This is a genomic window from Nocardiopsis oceanisediminis (assembly GCF_048595525.1).
Lineage (GTDB): Bacteria > Actinomycetota > Actinomycetes > Streptosporangiales > Streptosporangiaceae > Nocardiopsis_A > Nocardiopsis_A oceanisediminis.
Genome location: NZ_JAFMZJ010000001.1, coordinates 1,281,764 through 1,298,013 on the forward strand (window position 1 = coordinate 1,281,764; position 16,250 = coordinate 1,298,013).

Consider the following 16,250-nt stretch of genomic DNA (forward strand, 5'->3'; position numbering starts at 1 on the left):
GGCATCTCCCGGTCCGGAGGGCCGCAGGCCGGGCGCGGCCCCGCGCGGACCGGCCCCGCCGCCCGGCGCGGTCGCGAATCAGCGGGTCAGGCCGGGTAGCACTCCACCTCGGTGGCCTTCACCGACGCCCACACCTCGCCCCCGGGCTCCGGGGAGAGCTCGGCCAGGGCCGCCGGGGTGATGTCGGCGCTCAGCGGCAGCGCCCCGCCGAGCCGCACCCGCACCTGGTCGCCGAAGCGCTCGACGCCCTCCACCCGCAGCCGCCACACGTTGCGCGGGGTGCCCACCGGCTCCTCGCGGTAGAGCGCGACCGCGCGCGGCGGGAACGCCGCGAACACCCGGCCGCCGCCCGGCGAGGCCGTTTCGATCCGGGGCCCGCCCCCGCCCCCATCGGCCGCCTCCACCTCGATCGAGGTGCCGTGCCGCACCCCCCGGTAGAGGTTGAGCCCGACCAGCCGGGCCACGTAGTCGGTGCGCGGGTAGCGGGCCACCTCGGCCGGCGGGCCCTCCTGGACCACGCCCCCGCCCTCCAGCACGGTGACCCGGTCGGCGAGCACCATCGCCTCCAGCGGGTCGTGGGTGACCAGCACCGCCGCGCCGTCGAAGTCGTGCAGCCGGCGGCTGAGCCCGGCGCGCACCTCCACCCGGGTGTGCGCGTCCAGGGCCGCCAGCGGCTCGTCGAGCAGGAGCAGCCGCGGGTGCACCGCGAGCGCGCGGGCCAGCGCCACCCGCTGGGCCTGCCCCCCGGACAGCCGCCGCGGCCGGGTGTGCGCGTACGCCTCGAGCCCCATGTCCGCCAGCAGCGCGGCGGCGGCCGCGCGCGCCTCGGCCCGGCCCGCGCCCCGGCAGCGCGGCCCGAACGCCACGTTCTCCAGCGCGCTCATGTGCCCGAACAGCAGGTAGTCCTGGAAGACCACGCCGATCGGGCGGCGCTCCACCGGTTCGGCGGTGATGTCCCGCCCCTCCAGCAGCACCCGCCCGGCGGAGAGCGGCTGCAGCCCGGCCAGGGCGCGCAGCGCGGTGGACTTGCCCGCGCCGTTCGGCCCGAGCAGCGCCACCACCTCGCCGGGCCCGGCGGTGATCCGGGCGTCCAGCCGGAACCGGCCCCGGTCCACGGCGATCCGGGCGTCCAGCACCGGCTCCGCGGCCTCCGCCGGGGAGGCCTCCCCCTCGCCGCTCACGGCGTCCCCACCCATCGGTCGCGCAGCGCGATGAGGATGGCCAGCGAGACCAGCAGCAGGACGAGGCTGAGCACCACCGCCTGCTCCGGGCTGTTCTGCATGGCCAGGTACACCGCGAGCGGCATGGTCTGCGTCGTGCCGGGGAAGTTCCCGGCGAAGGTGATGGTGGCGCCGAACTCGCCGAGCGCCCGCGCCCAGGCGAGCACCGCCCCGGCCGCCACCCCGGGTGCCGCCATCGGCAGGGTGACCCGGCGGAACGCGGTCCACCGCGAGGCGCCCAGGGTCGCCGCGGCCTCCTCGTAGCGGCGGTCCGCGCCGCGCAGCGCCCCCTCCACGCTGATCACCAGGAACGGCATCGCCACGAAGACCTGGGCGACGACGACCGCGGCGGTGGTGAACGGGAGGGAGAAGCCGGTCCACTCGTACAGGTGCCGGCCGAGCAGGCCGCTGCGGCCCAGCACCAGCAGCAGCGCCACGCCGCCCACCACCGGCGGGATCACCAGCGGGACGGTGACCAGGGCGCGCACCGCGCGCCGGCCGGGGAACTCGGTGCGCGCGATCAGCCAGGCCAGCGGCACCCCGAAGAGCAGCGAGACGGCGGTGGCGGCGGTGGCGGTGCCCAGTGAGAGCCACAGCGCCCCGCGGACCTCGGCGGAGGAGAGCAGCGGCAGCAGGTCGCCCCACGGGGTGCGGACCAGCAGCCCGGCGAACGGCAGCACCAGGAAGGCCAGCCCGATCAGCGCCGGGACCAGCAGCGCCCACGGGGTGCGGCCGCGCCGGACCGCGGCGGCGGTCCGGCGGCCCGGCGCGGCGGCGGCCATCACGCCTCCGAGGCGGGGCGGAACCCGGCGTCGGACAGGGCCCCGGCGCCCTTCTCGGAGAGGACGAAGTCGACCCACTCCCGGGCGAGCTCCGGGTCGCCGGAGGAGGCCAGCGGGACGATCGGGTAGTCGTTGGCGGCCTCCTCGGCCCCCTCGATCCCGATGCCCTCCACCTCGCCGCCGGCGGAGCGCACGTCGGTCTCGTAGACCAGGGCGGCGTCGACCTCGCCCAGCCGGGCCTTGGTCAGCGCGGCCTTGACGTCCTCCTCCTGCGAGGCCGCGTCGATCCGGACCCCGGTGGCCTCCATCAGCTTCTCGGCGGCGGCGCCGCACGGCACCTCCGGCGCGCACACCGCGACGGTGACCCCGTCCCCGGCCAGGTCGGCGAAGTCCTCGACGCCGGCCGGGTTGCCCGGCGGCACGGCGATCCGCAGCACGTTGCGGGCGAAGACCTCCGGGTCGCCCTCGGCGAACCCGCCCTCGGCGACCTCGTCCATGTTGGGCACGTCGGCGGAGGCGAACACGTCGGCCGGGGCGCCGTCGGCGATCTGCTGGGCCAGGTCGGAGCTGCCCGCGAAGGAGAACTCCACGGTGGAGCCGGTCTCCTCCTCGAACCGCTCGCCGAGGCCGGTGAAGACCTCGGTCAGCGAGGCCGCGGCGAACACGGTCAGCGAGCCGCCGCCCTGCGCGCCGGGGCCCCCGCCGTCGCCGCTGCCGGAAGGCCCCCCGCACCCGGCCAGGCCGGCCAGGAGCAGGGCGGACGCGGCGGCGGTGCCCGCCCTCAGACGGCCGTCAGTCATGCCGGACCCCTCTTTCGGTATCGCTCTCCACGATGACGTTGGTGGACTTCACCACCGCCGTGACGGCGGAGCCCGGTTCGAGCCCGAGCTCGTCGGCGGCCTCCCTGCTCATCAGGGAGACCAGGCGGTGCGGGCCGGCCTGGATCTCGACCTGCGCCATCACCCCGTCCCGGAGCACCTCGGTGACCAGGCCGCCCAGCCGGTTGCGGGCGGAGGTGCGGCGCCGGGCCGGGTCCTCGCGGTCGCTGCGCAGGAACGCGGCCAGGGCGGCCCCCCCGACGAGGCGGTGCCCGTTGGCGTCGCGCTCGGCGGGCAGCCGCCCGGAGTCGACCCAGCGCCGCGCGGTATCGGGGCTCACCCCGGCGAGTGCGGCCACCTCGCTGATCCGGAACGTCTGCATGACCGGAAATCTACCGGTCGCAGATGCGAGGGGGAATAGCGAATCGGCCAGCAGATGCGAGAGAAATGTCCGGTCTCCTTGGAGGATCCGCCGGACGCGCCGGGACCGCCCTCCGCCCCCGGCGGCCCGGAGCGGCGCGGGCGGGCCGCCGGGCGGACGCGGCGGGACCCGCCCCCGCACCCGCCCCCGTCGCGCGGTGCCGCTCCGATGCGCGGCCGGTGCGGCCGGGGGAGGGCCCGCCGCCCGCCGCAGGCCCGTGCCCGGGGCCTCCGGCGCGGGCGGGCTCCGGTACGGACGGGGGCGGGGGAGGGGTGCCTGCACTACCCCCGGCGGCGTGGTGCCGCCATGGCCTCCGCGCCGTCGCGGACCGTAGTTTTGGAACCGAGAGGCGGGAGCGGGTCCTGCGGTCGGTGCGGAGGCGGAAGGCGGTGCGGGCGCGGATGGCGAGCGGTGCTGCGGCCCGGTCCGGAAGCCGGTGGCGCTCCCTGCGCGCGGTGCTGTTCGCCCGGCGCGGCTGGAGCGAGCGGACGGTCGCCCTGCTCGGCGTGCTGACCTCGTTCGTGCTCTCCTTCCTCTACCTGCTCCCCGCCGGGATGCTGGTGGCGAGCGCCAGCTCGCTGGCGGTCCCGCTGGTGCAGAACGTGAGCGGCGTCCGCTACGACCCGGCCTCGGTCCCCCGGCAGCTCCTGTTCGCCGGGGTGATGCTGGTCGGCGCGCTGCTGGTGGCCCGGCTGTGCTGCCGGATCCAGCGGAGCAGGCTCGGCGATACGCACGGGGTCCAGGAGGCCGCCCTGCCCGACCCGCTCGCCCCCCGGTCGCTGCCCGGCCGGGCGCTCACCCTGGTCTTCGGGGCGGAGTCCTGGCACGCCCTGCTCTACACCACCCTGGCCGGCGCGCAGGGACTGATCGCCGGCGCGCTCGCGCTGGGCATGCTCTTCTACGGCGTCGGCGGCACGGTGGGCACCATCGTCGTCTTCATCGTCACCCTGGTCGGCGCGACCGGGCTCGCCCCGCTGCTGATCCTGCAGCAGCAGCTGCTCAGCCTCGTCGCGGGCACGGCGGGCCTGCTGCTCGGGCTCTGGCTGTCGCCGCTGCTGGTCGGGGCGGAGCTGGCGGTGGCCCGCCGGCTGCTCTTCGACGCCCCGGAGATCCGGGTCCGCCGCCGCCTGCTCCAGGTCCAGGACAGCCGCTCCCGGATGGTGGACGCCGCCGAGGCCGAGCGCCGGCGGATCGAGCGGGACCTGCACGACGGCGCCCAGCAGCGGCTGCTCGCCGTCACCATGACGCTCAGCCGGGCGCACGCCCAGTTCGACCGGGACCCGGAGAAGGCCCGGGCGCTGCTCGAAGAGGCGCGGCGCGAGGCCAAGGAGGTCATGGGCGACCTGCGGGACGTCGCCCGCGGCCTGCACCCCAAGGTCCTCACCGACCACGGGCTGGAGGCGGCGCTGCCGGTCGCCGCCGGCCGCGCCCCGATGCCGGTGAAGGTCGAGGCGGACCTCGGGGAGCGGCCGTCGCCGCGCGCCGAGGGGGTCGCCTACTACGTGGCCAGCGAGGCGCTGACCAACATCGCCAAGCACGCCGGGGCGGGGCGGGCCCAGGTCGCGGCGGCCCGGGTGCGCGGAGCCGGGCGCCACGGCGCCGACCTGCTCCGGGTCACCGTCACCGACGACGGCGCGGGCGGCGCCGACCCGTCCCTCGGCTCCGGGCTGTACGGCCTGTGGGACCGGGTCGACGCGGTCGACGGCGAGCTGCGGGTGCACAGCCCCAAGGGTGGGGGCACCGTCCTCACCGCGGACATCCCCTGGGAGGCATGAGGAATGCGGATCATCATCGCCGAGGACTCGGTGCTGCTGCGCAGCGGCATGGTGAAGCTGCTGGAGGACGAGGGCATCGAGATCCTCGCCGCCGTCGGCGACGCCGAGCGGCTGCTGGCGGCGGTCGAGGAGCACGGCGACGTCGACCTGTGCCTGGTCGACATCCGCATGCCGCCCGGCTACTCCGAGGAGGGCATGGACGCCGCGATCCGGATCCGCCGCGCGCACCCGGGGGTGGCGGTGCTGCTCCTCTCCCAGCACGTGGTCAGCAGGTACGCCGCCGAGCTGCTCGGCGGCGGCTCGGCCAAGGTCGGCTACCTGCTCAAGGACCGGGTCGCCGACATCGACGAGTTCCTGGCGACGCTGCGCCGGGTGGCCGGCGGCGGCGCGGCGATCGACCCCGAGGTCGTCTCCCAGCTGCTCAGCCGGAACTCCGACAGCGCGCTGGACCGGCTCAGCCCGCGCGAGTCGGAGGTGCTGGGCGTGATGGCCGAAGGGCTGAACAACGCGGGCATCGCGGCCCGGCTGGTGATCACCGAGCGGGCGGTGGAGAAGCACATCCGGTCCATCTTCACCAAGCTCGACCTGGGCCAGGACGACCACGACCACCGCCGGGTGCGGGCCGTGCTGGAGTACCTGCGCGGCACCGGCGGACAGGACTGACCGGCACCGGACGGCGCGGTCCCGGGCGGGGCCGCGGGAACAGCAGGGGAGGAGCGATCCGAACCCCGGGAAGGAAGCGGAGATGACGTTCCAGGCACGAGGGCTGTACGCCTCGTCGAGCAAGGAGCCGCGCAGGCGGCGGTTCCGCTGGCTGTGGGTGGGCGCCGTGGTCGCGCTGCTGGCGCTGCTGGGCGGCGCCGTCGGCGCGCTCGGCGCCGTCCCGGTCGGCGAGGAGGGGGACACCCGGTCGTTCGACGGCGCCGAGGGGCTGGTGGTGCAGAACCGCACCGGCGGCTCGGTCACGGTCACCGAGGGCGGGAGCGGGGGCCTCCGGGTCGAGTCCGAGCTGCGGAACACCCTGCTGAACAAGGCCGAGTCCGACCTGGAGCAGGACGGCGACGGCGTGGTGCGGGCCGAGGCCGACTGCACGGGGACGTTCGGCGCCGCCTGCGCGGTGGAGTACGACATCACCGTTCCGGCGGGGACCGAGGTCACCGTGGAGACGGCGAGCGGGGAGGTCGAGCTGGCCGGGCTCACCGGCCCGGTGCGGGTGGACACCGTCTCCGGCGAGATCGAGGCGAGCGACCTGAGCGGCGGCGCGGACCTGCGGAGCACCTCCGGTGAGATCGACGTCTCCGGCGCCACCGGGGACGCGCTGCGCGCCGCGACCACCTCGGGCGAGGTGGACCTGGAGGACGTCGACACCGCCGAGCTCGAGGTGGAGAGCGTCTCCGGCGGCATCGGCGTCGAGGGCGGCTTCGACACGGCCCGGCTGATCACCACCTCCGGCTCGGTCGGGGTGGAGGCCGAGCGGCCGTTCGAGCGGCTGGCCGCCGAGACGGTCTCCGGATCGGTGGAACTGCGGGTGCCCGAAGGCCGCGCCTACGACGTGCGCGCCGACACCACCAGCGGCTCCACCGAGGTCGGCGTGGACACCGCCGAGGACGCGGAGAGCCTGATCGACATCGGCACCACCAGCGGCTCGGTGGAGATCAACGGCGACTGAGCCGGGACGCCCGCGCCGCCCGCACCACCGGCGCGGTCGCCCGCTCCCGGGCCGCGGGCCCTCCCCGCGGCCCGGGAACGGGCCGGACGGGGCGCCCCGGGCGCGGACGGGACGCCCGGCGCGCCCGTGCGAACGGTGTCCCGGGCCGGAGCGGCGGGGAGGCACCGCCCGCCGGCCCGGTGCCGTTCAGCGGTTCCGCGAGGGCGGGAGGGCCGCCGCCCGTCGTGCAGGGTGCCCCGGATCGCCTAGTGTTCCTGGGGCACGGGTCCTGCCCGTGCCCGGGGAACGCCGAGCCGATCGAGACGGGAAGCCGCCATGGAGGGCACATCGTTCGAGCAGGTCGTGGACGAGGTCTTCGCGACCCAGTCCGCGCCGCAGTGGTGGCTGGTCCTGGCGACCGGGATCATCGCCCTGGCGCTGGTCTCCACCGGCGGCCCGTGGCGGCTGGCCCGCAACGTGGTCACCATCGCGCACGAGGGCGGGCACGCCCTGGTCGCGCTGGCCAGTGGGCGGCAGCTGACCGGGATCCGGCTGCACTCCGACACCTCCGGGGTGACCGTCTCGCGCGGCCGGCCGGACGGCATCGGGATGATCCTCACCGTGTTCGCGGGCTACATCGCCCCCTCGGTGGTGGGCCTGTTCGGGGTGCTGTTCCTGCTGAACAACCGGATCACCGCGCTGCTGTGGATCTCCATCATCCTGCTGGCGGCGATGCTGCTGCTGATCCGGAACTTCTACGGGGTGCTCTCGGTGCTGGGCACCGGCGCGCTGGTCTTCGGGATCTCCTGGTTCACCCCGGAGGAGGTGCAGGCGGTGTTCGCCTACTTCTTCACCTGGTTCATGCTGGTCGCCGGGGTGCGGCCGGTGTTCGAGCTGCAGGCGCAGCGGCGCCGCCAGCCCTCGCCGCACTCCGACGCCGACCAGCTGCACCGGCTGACCGGGGTCTCCGGGACCGCCTGGGTGATGGTGTTCGGCGCGGTGAACCTGGGCGCGCTGGCGCTGGGCGTGTGGCTGCTGTGGAACTCGGCGGCGCCGATGGCGTGAGCCGCGGGGCGGTGCCGCGGACGCGGTGCCCCGAAGACGCGGTGCCCCGATGAGGAAGAACACCCGGCCGGATCCGGCCGGGTGTTCTTCCTCATCGGGTCCGTCAGCCGCCGATGCTCAGCGGCGCGGCGAGCGCGGAGGGCACGTCGGGCAGCACCGGGATCCGGGTGTCGATCGCGGTGACGTGCAGGATCTGCGCGACGCGCTCGTTGGCCGCCGCGAGCAGCACGGTGGCGTAGTGCTCCTTGGCGAGCTTGTGCGCCTGGATCAGCACCCGCAGCCCGCTGGAGTCGATGAAGTCGAGCCGGGTGCAGTCCAGCACCACCCGGCCGTGCGGACGGGACTCGACGGCCTCCCGCGCGGCCTGGTGGAACCGCTTCTCGGTGGCCATGTCGATCTCGCCGTCGAGCACCAGGACGAGGCCGTCGTCGTGGGCGCGGCTGGTGATCCTCAGGGCGGGCATGTTCGCTCCGGGAGCTCCGGGAAGGGACGCGGAGACAGCGGGCCTGCCTGAGGCCGCATGCTGGTCGTGGCGGAACTGCTGTCTCATCGTGTGGCTACCCCTCATGCCGGGATACTGCCTACCGGCACCTGCGTGGTCATCGTCGTTCGCGAATGCTTCGACGTCGGGGCGGGCAGCCGTGTCGCGGCCGAACGGGCCGGAAGCGGCCTTCGGGGGGCGACGCGTGTGCGCTGGCTCGTGGTGGTCGGCGCCCGCTCGTTGCTAAGGAGCTTAAAACAAGCATCCGACAGGGACGATACCACACGGCCGTGGCCTATTCGTGACATGGGCGAAGCGGGAGTGTGTTCGGGGCCGGGCACGGGCGGTGCCCGGGGTCTGGGGGAGCGGGCCTCCGGATGCTAGCCTCTGAAACCAAGCATGTGCTTGTTCGACAAGGAGGCGTCTCGGCATGGCCATCGAATTCAGCAGAGCCACGGCGCGCGTCGGTGCCTACGTCACCGGAGCGGACCTCCGCAAGGAGCTCTCCGCGGAGGAGGTCGGCACGCTCTACGCCGGGCTGCTCGACCACGGCGTGCTCTTCTTCCGGGACCAGCACATCACCGACGAGGAGCACCTCCGCTTCGCCCTGCGCTTCGGCACGCTGAGCATCCCGCCGATGAAGATCCGCAAGGACACCGGCGACCCGGTGGCCGACGCGGTGCACGTGCTCAACCAGACCAGCCCCAAGGGCGAGGGCGGCGACAACTGGCACGCCGACAACACCTTCATGCCCGCCCCGCCGCTCGGCTCGATCCTGCGCGCCGTGGTGCTCCCCCCGGTCGGCGGCGACACCCTGTGGGCCAGCGCCTACTCCGCCTATGAGGCGCTCTCCCCGCCGCTCCGCGCGCTGGCCGAGAGCCTCGTCGGCGTGCACGACATCACCCCCGGGGTGACCAAGGCCAAGGCCAAGGGCCACCCGCTGGACCTGGAGCGGCTGCAGCGCGAGTGGCCGCCGACCGAGCACCCGGTGGTCCGTGTCCACCCGGAGACCGGCCGGAAGCTGCTCTACGTCAACCGCAGCTCGGTCACCCGGCTCAAGGGCCTCACCGAATGGGAGAACGAGGCGCTGCTGCCGCTCCTCTGCGACCAGATCCGGCACCCCGAGTTCCAGGTCCGGCTCACGTGGGAGCCGGGCACCATCGCGTTCTGGGACAACCGCGCGGTGCAGCACTACGCCGTCCCCGACTACACCGAGCGCCGCGAGATGCACCGGGTCACGGTGGACTTCCCCAAGGGGTTCGCCGACTGAGCCGGGCCGGCGCCGCCGGCCTCAGCGGCCCACCGCCTCCCCGCCGCCGGACGGGACCCCGTCCCGGGAGCCGTCCGGCCCGGCGGGGCCCTCCGGTTCGGCGGGGCCCTCGGGCTCGGGGGCCCCGTCCGCCTGCGGGTCCTCGCGCTGCATCACCCAGACGGCGGCGGAGAGCGTCAGCGGCACCGCCACGGTCAGCGCCAGCGCCGGGATGGCGATCCCCGAGTCGTTCGCGGCGAACCCGACCAGCGCGGTGACCAGCGAGCCGGTCAGCCCGGCGCGCAGCGTCGGGGCGTACTCGTAGGTGCGCTGCAGCGCCCCCATCCGCCAGTTGGTCGGCTTGTTCAGCACCGCGAACAGGAACAGCAGGGCGCACGCGGCGAGCAGGGTCAGCTGCCAGTTGCCCAGGGTGCCCAGCATCGCGCCGAGCTTGCGCGCGACCACCGGGCCCGCCTCGCCGCGCAGCACCTGCTCGGCGAAGAGCCCGAAGTGGCTCCGCTCCGCGGGCGGGCCCAGGTAGTCCCAGTAGGACACCGCGGCGAGCAGCACCGCGCCCGCGGCGCACACCAGCGCCATCCGCCAGACCGTGACCCGGTGGCCGGCGATCATCAGCACCGTCACCGCCAGCCCCGGCAGGATCGCGATCAGCCCGCCGAAGTCGGTGCCCAGCCCGGGGGTGCCGATCACCGCCATCGTGGCCAGCCCGATGGCCGCGGCCGCGGCCACCGCCGCGCGCCGCCGCCCGCGCTCGATCAGGAAGTGCGCCACCCCGGCCACCAGCATCAGCATGCCGGTGGCGAAGGTGGCGAAGGCGATGTTGCCCAGCCCGTAGAACCGGCCCGCGACGATCGGGGTGTACCCGGTCGGCGAGTTCATCTGCAGGTCGGAGCCGGTGCACATGTCCACGAAGAGCACCGCTGTGGTGATCCCGGCGACCACCGTCATCGGGCCCAGCACGGTGCGCCGCCACGGCCCGGCCACCGCCGCGAGCACCACCAGCGCCGCGCAGGCCAGCACGCACACCGGCAGCGCGACCTGCGGCACCGAGGAGGACCACCACGGCACCAGGTTGGCCAGGTAGCTGGAGACCGGCACGGCCGCCCCGCCCAGCGCCACCACCCGGGTCACCGCCAGCACCTGGGCGCGCTTGGTGCGGTTCCGCTCGCCGTACCGGTGCACCGCGTAGGCCGCGGCCGCGTAGATCAGCAGCTGGATCGCGACCAGCAGGCTGAAGAAGCCCGCCATCAGCGCCTGGACCACGTCGGCGGCGGTGGAGAAGGCGGTGAGGTCGCCCACGGACCGCCCGGTCCCCTCCGGCCGCTCCACCGCCGACCAGGTCCGGCCCACCATCGCCCGGGTCGGCTCGGTGCCCATCGACCGCACCAGGGTCATGGTGGCGTCGGTCAGGGTGACCAGGCCGTCCCGCCGGGTGGACTCCGAGCGCAGGTAGCCGCCGCCGTAGCCGGCCGCCTCCGGGCCGGGGCCGTGCAGCAGCGCCGCGTTCAGCCGGGACGCCCCGGCCTCCACCGAGACCCCGGCGACCATCAGCGTCGCGTCCTCCGGCAGCCGGTCCAGCACCCGGCCGAGCTCGGCGTCGGCGTCGGCCAGCGCCTCCCGCCGCTGCCGCTCCTGCACCGGGCCGGGCTCCGGCTCGGGCTCCTCATCGCTGTTGGCGGTGGACTCCTCCTCGTCCGGGGTGGCCTCCGGGTCCTCGGGCGGGTTCAGGTAGAGGTCGGCCAGCGAGTCCAGGGCGACCACGGTGAGCCAGGACGACTCCATGTCCTCGCGGCGCAGCGACTCGGTGCCGGACAGGTAGTCGTCCACCCGGCCGTCCTCGTCGGCGGCGGCCAGCGCGGCCCCCGGGCCGACGGCCAGGGTGGTGCCGCCCATCTCGTGCACCGACCGGCCGAGCAGCCCGACCCGGGCGCCGTAGGGGGAGCCGGCGTTCACCTCGACGTGGTCCTCGAAGTCGGGCACCACGGCGCCGCCGTCCGACCGCTTCGGCCGCACCGGCAGCTCGCAGATGGAGTACTGCTGCCGCAGGCTGAACGCCCGCTGCCCGGCCGAGACGGTCAGCCACCCGTCCACCGGGCAGGTGCGCGAGGTGGCGGTGCGGATCGACATGTTGCCGATCGCGCTCCCGCCGGCCAGCGCCCACAGCTCCGGCATGGTGCCGGGGTCGACCTCCTCCCAGCGCAGCCCGGGGACGCCGACCAGCACGGCGGGCCCGCCGGGGGGGCCGTTCCCGGCGGTCACCGCGTCGGAGGTCCGGGCGTGCGCGGCGGGCGCGGGCGGGCCGCCCTGGGCCGGCGGCGCGGACGCGGCACCCCCGGCCGCCAGCGCCGCGCCCACCGCGACGACGCGCAACAGCAGACCCCCCAGCGCCACGGCGCCCCCTCGAATCGAACCGGAAAGCCCTGCCCGTGCCGCTCACGGTAGTGCTCCGGCCACGGAGATCAAGGCCGTGCCACGCATCCCGCCCCATCCCGCCCGGAATGCCGGTACCGCCGCCGGAACGGGGGCGGAGCAGGGCGCTCTCCCCGCCGGAACCCGCCCCGCGGCGCCGGGGCGTGCCGCCGGGCCGTCCGGGGGAGCGGCCACCGCGCGGCGGCCGGGCGCCGCGGGGGAGGGGGAGCGGCGCCGCCGGGGCACGGAGGGGCAGCGCGCAGGGGCGGCGGCTCCGCCGGCCCGCGAGGACCGCCGCCGGGGCGCGGGGCGGGAGCTCTCCGGGGCGGCCCGGGGTCAGTGCCGGCGCAGGCCGGTGAAGGCCGCGGCGGCGACCTGGTCGGCGAGGGCGTCGGCGTTCAGCCCGCGGCCCGGGCGGTACCACTCGACCAGGGAGTTGACCATGCCGAAGATGAGCCGGGCGGCCACCTCGGGGTCGGCGTCGGGGCGGATCGCGCCGTCGGCCACGCCCTCGCGGACCAGGTCGGCGACGAAGTGGTCGAAGTCGCGGCGCCGCTTCAGCGCGCGGCGCTCCACCTGGGTGTTGCCCCGCACCCGGAGCAGCAGGGTGACGTGCGGCAGCTCCGCGACCAGCACCCGGACGCTGCCGCGCAGCACGTGCTCCAGCCGGTCGATGGCCGGCCCGGTGGTGGCGCCGGGCTCCCGGGTGACCGCGAACAGGGCGTCCATCGCCCGGTCCAGGGAGCGGCGGAGCAGCTCGGCCTTGCCGGAGTAGTGGTGGTAGATGGCCGACTTGGTCACGCCCAGGGCGCGCGCCAGGTCCTCCATGCTGGTGCCGTCGTAGCCGCGCTCGTTGAACACGCGCACCGCGGTGCGCAGCACCGATTCGGCGTCGTGGCCGGGGCGCCCGGCGCGGCGCCGGGCGGGGGCGGAGCGGCCGGAGGGGGCGCGCTCGGGCGCGGTCGAGTGCGGCATAGAGGGTGAATCTACCCGCGCGGCCGGGGCCCCGGAGCCCCGACCGGCGCCGTCCGGCTCAACCGTGCCCAACGCCACAGCCCCCGCTCACCGGGGCCGCTGGTCGCTGATCCGGCGGACCTTGCCCACCGAGCGCTCCAGCGCCTCCGGGTCCAGCACCTCCACGGCCGCACCGACCCCGGTGTGCTCGCGGACGGCCTCGGCCAGCGCGGCGCCGGCCCGCCGCCGCTCCTCCTCGCCGGTGCCGGGCCGGCACTCCACCCGCACCGTCATCTCGTCCAGCCGCCCGGGGCGCCGCAGCACCAGCTGGAAGTGGGGGGAGAGCGCGGGGATCCGGAGCACCTGCTCCTCGACCTGGGTGGGGAACAGGTTCACCCCGCGCAGCACGATCATGTCGTCGCTGCGCCCGGTGATCCGGGATATCCGCCGGAACGCCGGCCGCGCCGTGCCGGGCAGCAGCCGGGACAGGTCGCGGGTGCGGTACCGGACGACCGGCATCGCCTCCTTGGTGAGCGTGGTGAACACCAGCTCGCCCTCGCCGCCGTCGGGCACCGGCGCGCCGTCCACCGGGTCCACGGTCTCCGGCAGGAAGTGGTCCTCGAAGACGTGCGGGCCGTCCTTGGCCTCCACGCACTCGTTGGCCACCCCCGGCCCCATCACCTCGGACAGGCCGTAGATGTCCACCGCGTCCAGGTCGAAGACGTCCTCGATCTCGGCGCGCATGTCCTCGGTCCACGGCTCGGCGCCGCAGATCGCGGTGCGCAGCGACGAGGCGCGCGGGTCCAGGCCCCGGGCGCGGAACGCGTCGGCGATGGTCAGCAGGTAGGAGGGGGTGACCATGATGACCTCGGGGCGCAGGTCCTCGATCAGCCGCACCTGGCGCTCGGTCTGCCCGCCGGACACCGGGATCACCGTGCAGCCCAGCCGCTCGGCCCCGTAGTGCGCGCCCAGCCCGCCGGTGAACAGCCCGTACCCGTAGGCCACGTGCACCTTCTGCCCGGGGCGGCCGCCGGAGGCGCGGATGCACCTGGCCACCAGGTCGGCCCAGACGTCCAGGTCGCCGCGGGTGTATCCGGCCACCGTGGCCTGGCCCGTGGTGCCGCTGGAGGCGTGCAGCCGCAGCACCCGGTCCATCGGGGCGGCGAGCGCGCCGAACGGGTAGGCGTCCCGCAGGTCCTGCTTGGTGGTGAAGGGGAAGCGGGAGAGGTCGGAGAGCGATCCCAGGTCGTCCGGGTGGACCCCGGCGGCGTCGCACTTGCGCCGGTAGAACGCCTGGTGCTCGTAGGCGCGGCCGAGCGTCCAGCGCAGCCGGGACAGCTGGTGCTCCTCCAGCATGTCCCGGGAGGCCCGCTCCATCGGGTCGAGCGCGGAGGGCTCCGGCGGCGGGCCGAGCCGGCGCGGCGCGGAGCCCCCGCCGCGGGGGCGGGGCGGACCGGCCGGGCGGGATCCGGCCGTCTGGCGGGGTGCTTCGGTCACGGCGACGTCCTCTCGGCGGGGGCGCTCCGGCGGCGGGCACGGGCGCGCGCGGCGGCGGAGCGGGGGTCTGCGGCCGCGCCGCGCCCCCTTGCGGCCTGAACGAACGGTCGGTTAGTAATACGGCATAGACAAGCACCACCGGCCGGGGAGCTGTCAAGAGGCGGCCGGTCCCCGGGACCCCGAAGGCGACCAGAGCACCCGAAGACGACGTGTTGGGAGAACCGGCATGGCCCCCTCCGAGCTGTACGAGCGGCACCGCGCGACCCTGGAATCGGCGGTCGAGGCGATCCGCGGCCGCCACTACTGGTCCCCCTACCCCGAATCGCCCAGCCCCAAGGTGTACGGGGAGGGCGCGGCCGCCGCGGGCGAGGCGGCCTTCCAGGGGTACCTGGGCAAGGACTTCCCGCTGGACCAGGCGGGCTCCGGCGACCGGGTCATCACCGAGCGCTCGCCCTACGGGCTGCCGCTGGGGGTGGGCTATCCGCGCGCCGGGGCCGACGAGCTGATCGCCGCCTCCGCGGCGGCCGCCCGCTCCTGGGCGCGCACCGGCCCCGACGAGCGCGCCGGGGTCTGCCTGGAGATCCTGGACCGGATCAACAAGCGCAGCTTCGAGATGGCGCACGCGGTGCAGCACACCAGCGGCCAGGCGTTCGTGATGGCGTTCCAGGCCGGCGGCCCGCACGCCCAGGAGCGCGGCCTGGAGGCGGTCGCCTACGCGCACGACATGATCACCGGCTACGGCCGGACGGTGCGCTGGGAGAAGCCGCAGCGCCGCGGCGAGCCGCTGGTGATGGAGAAGCGGTTCCGCGCCGTGCCGCGCGGCATCGGCCTGGTCATCGGCTGCAACACCTTCCCCACCTGGAACGCCTACCCGGCGATCTTCGCCGACCTGGCCACCGGCAACACCGTGATCGTCAAGCCGCACCCGGGCGCGGTGCTGCCGCTGGCGATCACCGTGGCCGTCGCCCGCGAGGTGCTGGCCGAGAACGGGCACGACCCGGACGCCGTGCTGCTGGCCGCCGAGCGCGCCGAGGACCGGATCGCCGCCGACCTGGCGCTCCGCCCCGAGGTGCGGATCGTCGACTTCACCGGCTCCACCGAGTTCGGCGACTGGCTGGAGGCCAACGCCCGGCAGGCCGCGGTCTTCACCGAGAAGGCCGGGGTGAACGCGGTCGTCGTCGACTCCACCGACGCCTACCGGGCGATGCTGGGCAACCTGGCGTTCTCGCTCTCGCTGTACAGCGGGCAGATGTGCACCACCCCGCAGAACATCTTCGTGCCGCGGGAGGGCATCGACACCGACGAGGGCCGCAAGAGCGCCGAGGAGTTCGGCGCCGACCTGGCCGGCGCGGTGACGAAGCTGCTCTCCGACCCGGCCAAGGCGACCGGGTTCCTCGGCGCGATCGCCAACCGGGGGGTGCTGGACCGGCTGTCCGGGGCCGGCGCGCTCGGCGAGCCGGTGCTGGAATCGGCCGAGGTGGTCCACCCCGACTACGCGGAGGCGACGGTGCGCACCCCGGCCGTGGTCCGGCTGGAGGCGGACCGGCGCGACGTCTACGGGCGCGAGCACTTCGGACCGGTCTCGTTCCTGATCGGCACCGCCGGCACCGAGGAGTCGCTGCGGCTGCTCCGGGAGACCGTCGCCGAGCGCGGCGCGCTCACCGCCTCGGTCTACTCCACCTCCCCGGAGGTGCTGGAGGCCGCCGAGGACGCGGCCGCCGACGCCGGGGTGAACCTGTCGGAGAACCTCACCGGCCAGGTCTTCGTCAACCAGTCCGCCGCGTTCAGCGACTACCACGGCACCGGCGCCAACCCGGCGGCGACCTCCTCGCTGACCGACCCGGCGTTCGTCGCCGGCCGGTTCTCCTTCGTCCAGTCCCGGCGGCACGCCTGACCGGGCCCGCGCCGGACGC

At 75.5% G+C, this 16,250-nt stretch carries 14 protein-coding genes; 6 read left to right on the forward strand and 8 right to left on the reverse strand.

Features of this window, described 5'->3' with window-relative positions:
* Positions 1-86 precede the first annotated feature (86 nt).
* The 4 genes from J0910_RS05820 to J0910_RS05835 are packed head-to-tail and all read right to left on the reverse strand — an operon-like array spanning position 87 to position 3,202.
* Positions 87-1,196 (reverse strand): ABC transporter ATP-binding protein, encoded by a 1,110-nt coding sequence (locus J0910_RS05820; RefSeq protein WP_420157488.1) that lies wholly within the window; start codon positions 1,194-1,196, stop codon positions 87-89.
* Positions 1,178-2,002 carry an ABC transporter permease gene (locus J0910_RS05825; protein WP_420157489.1) on the reverse strand — a complete coding sequence of 275 codons (825 nt, stop codon included), beginning with the start codon at positions 2,000-2,002 and terminating at the stop codon, positions 1,178-1,180. Before J0910_RS05825 ends, J0910_RS05820 begins: the two co-directional genes overlap by 19 nt.
* Positions 2,002-2,802: a molybdate ABC transporter substrate-binding protein gene (gene modA / locus J0910_RS05830; protein ID WP_420157490.1), complete on the reverse strand. Its 801-nt coding sequence runs from the start codon at positions 2,800-2,802 to the stop codon at positions 2,002-2,004. The genes J0910_RS05825 and modA overlap by 1 nt, the downstream gene beginning before the upstream one ends.
* Positions 2,795-3,202 carry a TOBE domain-containing protein gene (locus tag J0910_RS05835; RefSeq protein ID WP_420157491.1) on the reverse strand — a complete coding sequence of 136 codons (408 nt, stop codon included), beginning with the start codon at positions 3,200-3,202 and terminating at the stop codon, positions 2,795-2,797. Before J0910_RS05835 ends, modA begins: the two co-directional genes overlap by 8 nt.
* A 440-nt stretch (positions 3,203-3,642) precedes the next feature.
* Here J0910_RS05835 and J0910_RS05840 point away from each other — a divergent pair, with 440 nt between their 5' ends.
* The 4 genes from J0910_RS05840 (at position 3,643) to J0910_RS05855 (ending at position 7,729) form a co-directional block, all read left to right on the forward strand.
* Positions 3,643-5,016, forward strand: coding sequence for a sensor histidine kinase (locus J0910_RS05840; RefSeq protein WP_420157492.1), 1,374 nt, complete (start codon positions 3,643-3,645; stop codon positions 5,014-5,016).
* A 3-nt stretch (positions 5,017-5,019) separates the two neighbouring features.
* On the forward strand, positions 5,020-5,679 hold the full coding sequence (locus J0910_RS05845; RefSeq protein WP_420157493.1) for a response regulator transcription factor: 660 nt from the start codon (positions 5,020-5,022) through the stop codon (positions 5,677-5,679).
* An 82-nt stretch (positions 5,680-5,761) separates the two neighbouring features.
* Entirely contained in the window at positions 5,762-6,685 is a 924-nt protein-coding gene (locus J0910_RS05850) for a DUF4097 family beta strand repeat-containing protein (RefSeq protein WP_420157494.1), read from the forward strand.
* A gap of 315 nt (positions 6,686-7,000) precedes the next feature.
* A complete protein-coding gene (locus J0910_RS05855) occupies positions 7,001-7,729 on the forward strand; it encodes a M50 family metallopeptidase (protein WP_420157495.1) in 729 nt (242 codons plus the stop codon).
* A 103-nt stretch (positions 7,730-7,832) separates the two neighbouring features.
* Here J0910_RS05855 and J0910_RS05860 read toward each other — a convergent pair whose 3' ends face one another.
* Entirely contained in the window at positions 7,833-8,192 is a 360-nt protein-coding gene (locus tag J0910_RS05860; RefSeq protein ID WP_420157496.1) for an STAS domain-containing protein, read from the reverse strand.
* A gap of 448 nt (positions 8,193-8,640) precedes the next feature.
* Here J0910_RS05860 and J0910_RS05865 point away from each other — a divergent pair, with 448 nt between their 5' ends.
* Positions 8,641-9,480, forward strand: coding sequence for a TauD/TfdA dioxygenase family protein (locus tag J0910_RS05865; RefSeq protein WP_420157497.1), 840 nt, complete (start codon positions 8,641-8,643; stop codon positions 9,478-9,480).
* A gap of 21 nt (positions 9,481-9,501) precedes the next feature.
* Here the strand turns inward: J0910_RS05865 and J0910_RS05870 are convergent, their stop codons facing one another.
* The 3 genes from J0910_RS05870 to J0910_RS05880 form a co-directional block, all read right to left on the reverse strand.
* Positions 9,502-11,868, reverse strand: coding sequence for a hypothetical protein (locus tag J0910_RS05870; protein WP_420157498.1), 2,367 nt, complete (start codon positions 11,866-11,868; stop codon positions 9,502-9,504).
* A 354-nt stretch (positions 11,869-12,222) separates the two neighbouring features.
* Positions 12,223-12,861 carry a TetR/AcrR family transcriptional regulator gene (locus J0910_RS05875; RefSeq protein WP_420157499.1) on the reverse strand — a complete coding sequence of 213 codons (639 nt, stop codon included), beginning with the start codon at positions 12,859-12,861 and terminating at the stop codon, positions 12,223-12,225.
* Between the two features lie 87 nt (positions 12,862-12,948).
* Positions 12,949-14,337, reverse strand: coding sequence for a phenylacetate--CoA ligase family protein (locus J0910_RS05880; RefSeq protein ID WP_420157500.1), 1,389 nt, complete (start codon positions 14,335-14,337; stop codon positions 12,949-12,951).
* 226 nt (positions 14,338-14,563) lie between these two features.
* On the opposite strand from J0910_RS05880, the gene paaN reads away from it, so the two are divergent.
* The gene (gene paaN, locus J0910_RS05885) at positions 14,564-16,231 is read left to right on the forward strand and encodes a phenylacetic acid degradation protein PaaN (RefSeq protein ID WP_420157501.1); all 1,668 of its coding nucleotides are present in this window, start codon (positions 14,564-14,566) and stop codon (positions 16,229-16,231) included.
* The last annotated feature ends 19 nt before the right edge of the window (positions 16,232-16,250 follow it).

Excerpts from the sequence above, each read along its gene's own strand:
- J0910_RS05820 (WP_420157488.1), bottom strand. The coding sequence starts at position 1,196 with ATGGGTGGGGACGCCGTGAGCGGCGAGGGGGAGGCCTCCCCGGCGGAG.
- J0910_RS05825 (WP_420157489.1), bottom strand. The coding sequence starts at position 2,002 with ATGGCCGCCGCCGCGCCGGGCCGCCGGACCGCCGCCGCGGTCCGGCGC.
- modA (WP_420157490.1), bottom strand. The coding sequence starts at position 2,802 with ATGACTGACGGCCGTCTGAGGGCGGGCACCGCCGCCGCGTCCGCCCTG.
- J0910_RS05835 (WP_420157491.1), bottom strand. The coding sequence starts at position 3,202 with ATGCAGACGTTCCGGATCAGCGAGGTGGCCGCACTCGCCGGGGTGAGC.
- J0910_RS05840 (WP_420157492.1), top strand. The coding sequence starts at position 3,643 with ATGGCGAGCGGTGCTGCGGCCCGGTCCGGAAGCCGGTGGCGCTCCCTG.
- J0910_RS05845 (WP_420157493.1), top strand. The coding sequence starts at position 5,020 with ATGCGGATCATCATCGCCGAGGACTCGGTGCTGCTGCGCAGCGGCATG.
- J0910_RS05850 (WP_420157494.1), top strand. The coding sequence starts at position 5,762 with ATGACGTTCCAGGCACGAGGGCTGTACGCCTCGTCGAGCAAGGAGCCG.
- J0910_RS05855 (WP_420157495.1), top strand. The coding sequence starts at position 7,001 with ATGGAGGGCACATCGTTCGAGCAGGTCGTGGACGAGGTCTTCGCGACC.
- J0910_RS05860 (WP_420157496.1), bottom strand. The coding sequence starts at position 8,192 with ATGCCCGCCCTGAGGATCACCAGCCGCGCCCACGACGACGGCCTCGTC.
- J0910_RS05865 (WP_420157497.1), top strand. The coding sequence starts at position 8,641 with ATGGCCATCGAATTCAGCAGAGCCACGGCGCGCGTCGGTGCCTACGTC.
- J0910_RS05875 (WP_420157499.1), bottom strand. The coding sequence starts at position 12,861 with ATGCCGCACTCGACCGCGCCCGAGCGCGCCCCCTCCGGCCGCTCCGCC.
- paaN (WP_420157501.1), top strand. The coding sequence starts at position 14,564 with ATGGCCCCCTCCGAGCTGTACGAGCGGCACCGCGCGACCCTGGAATCG.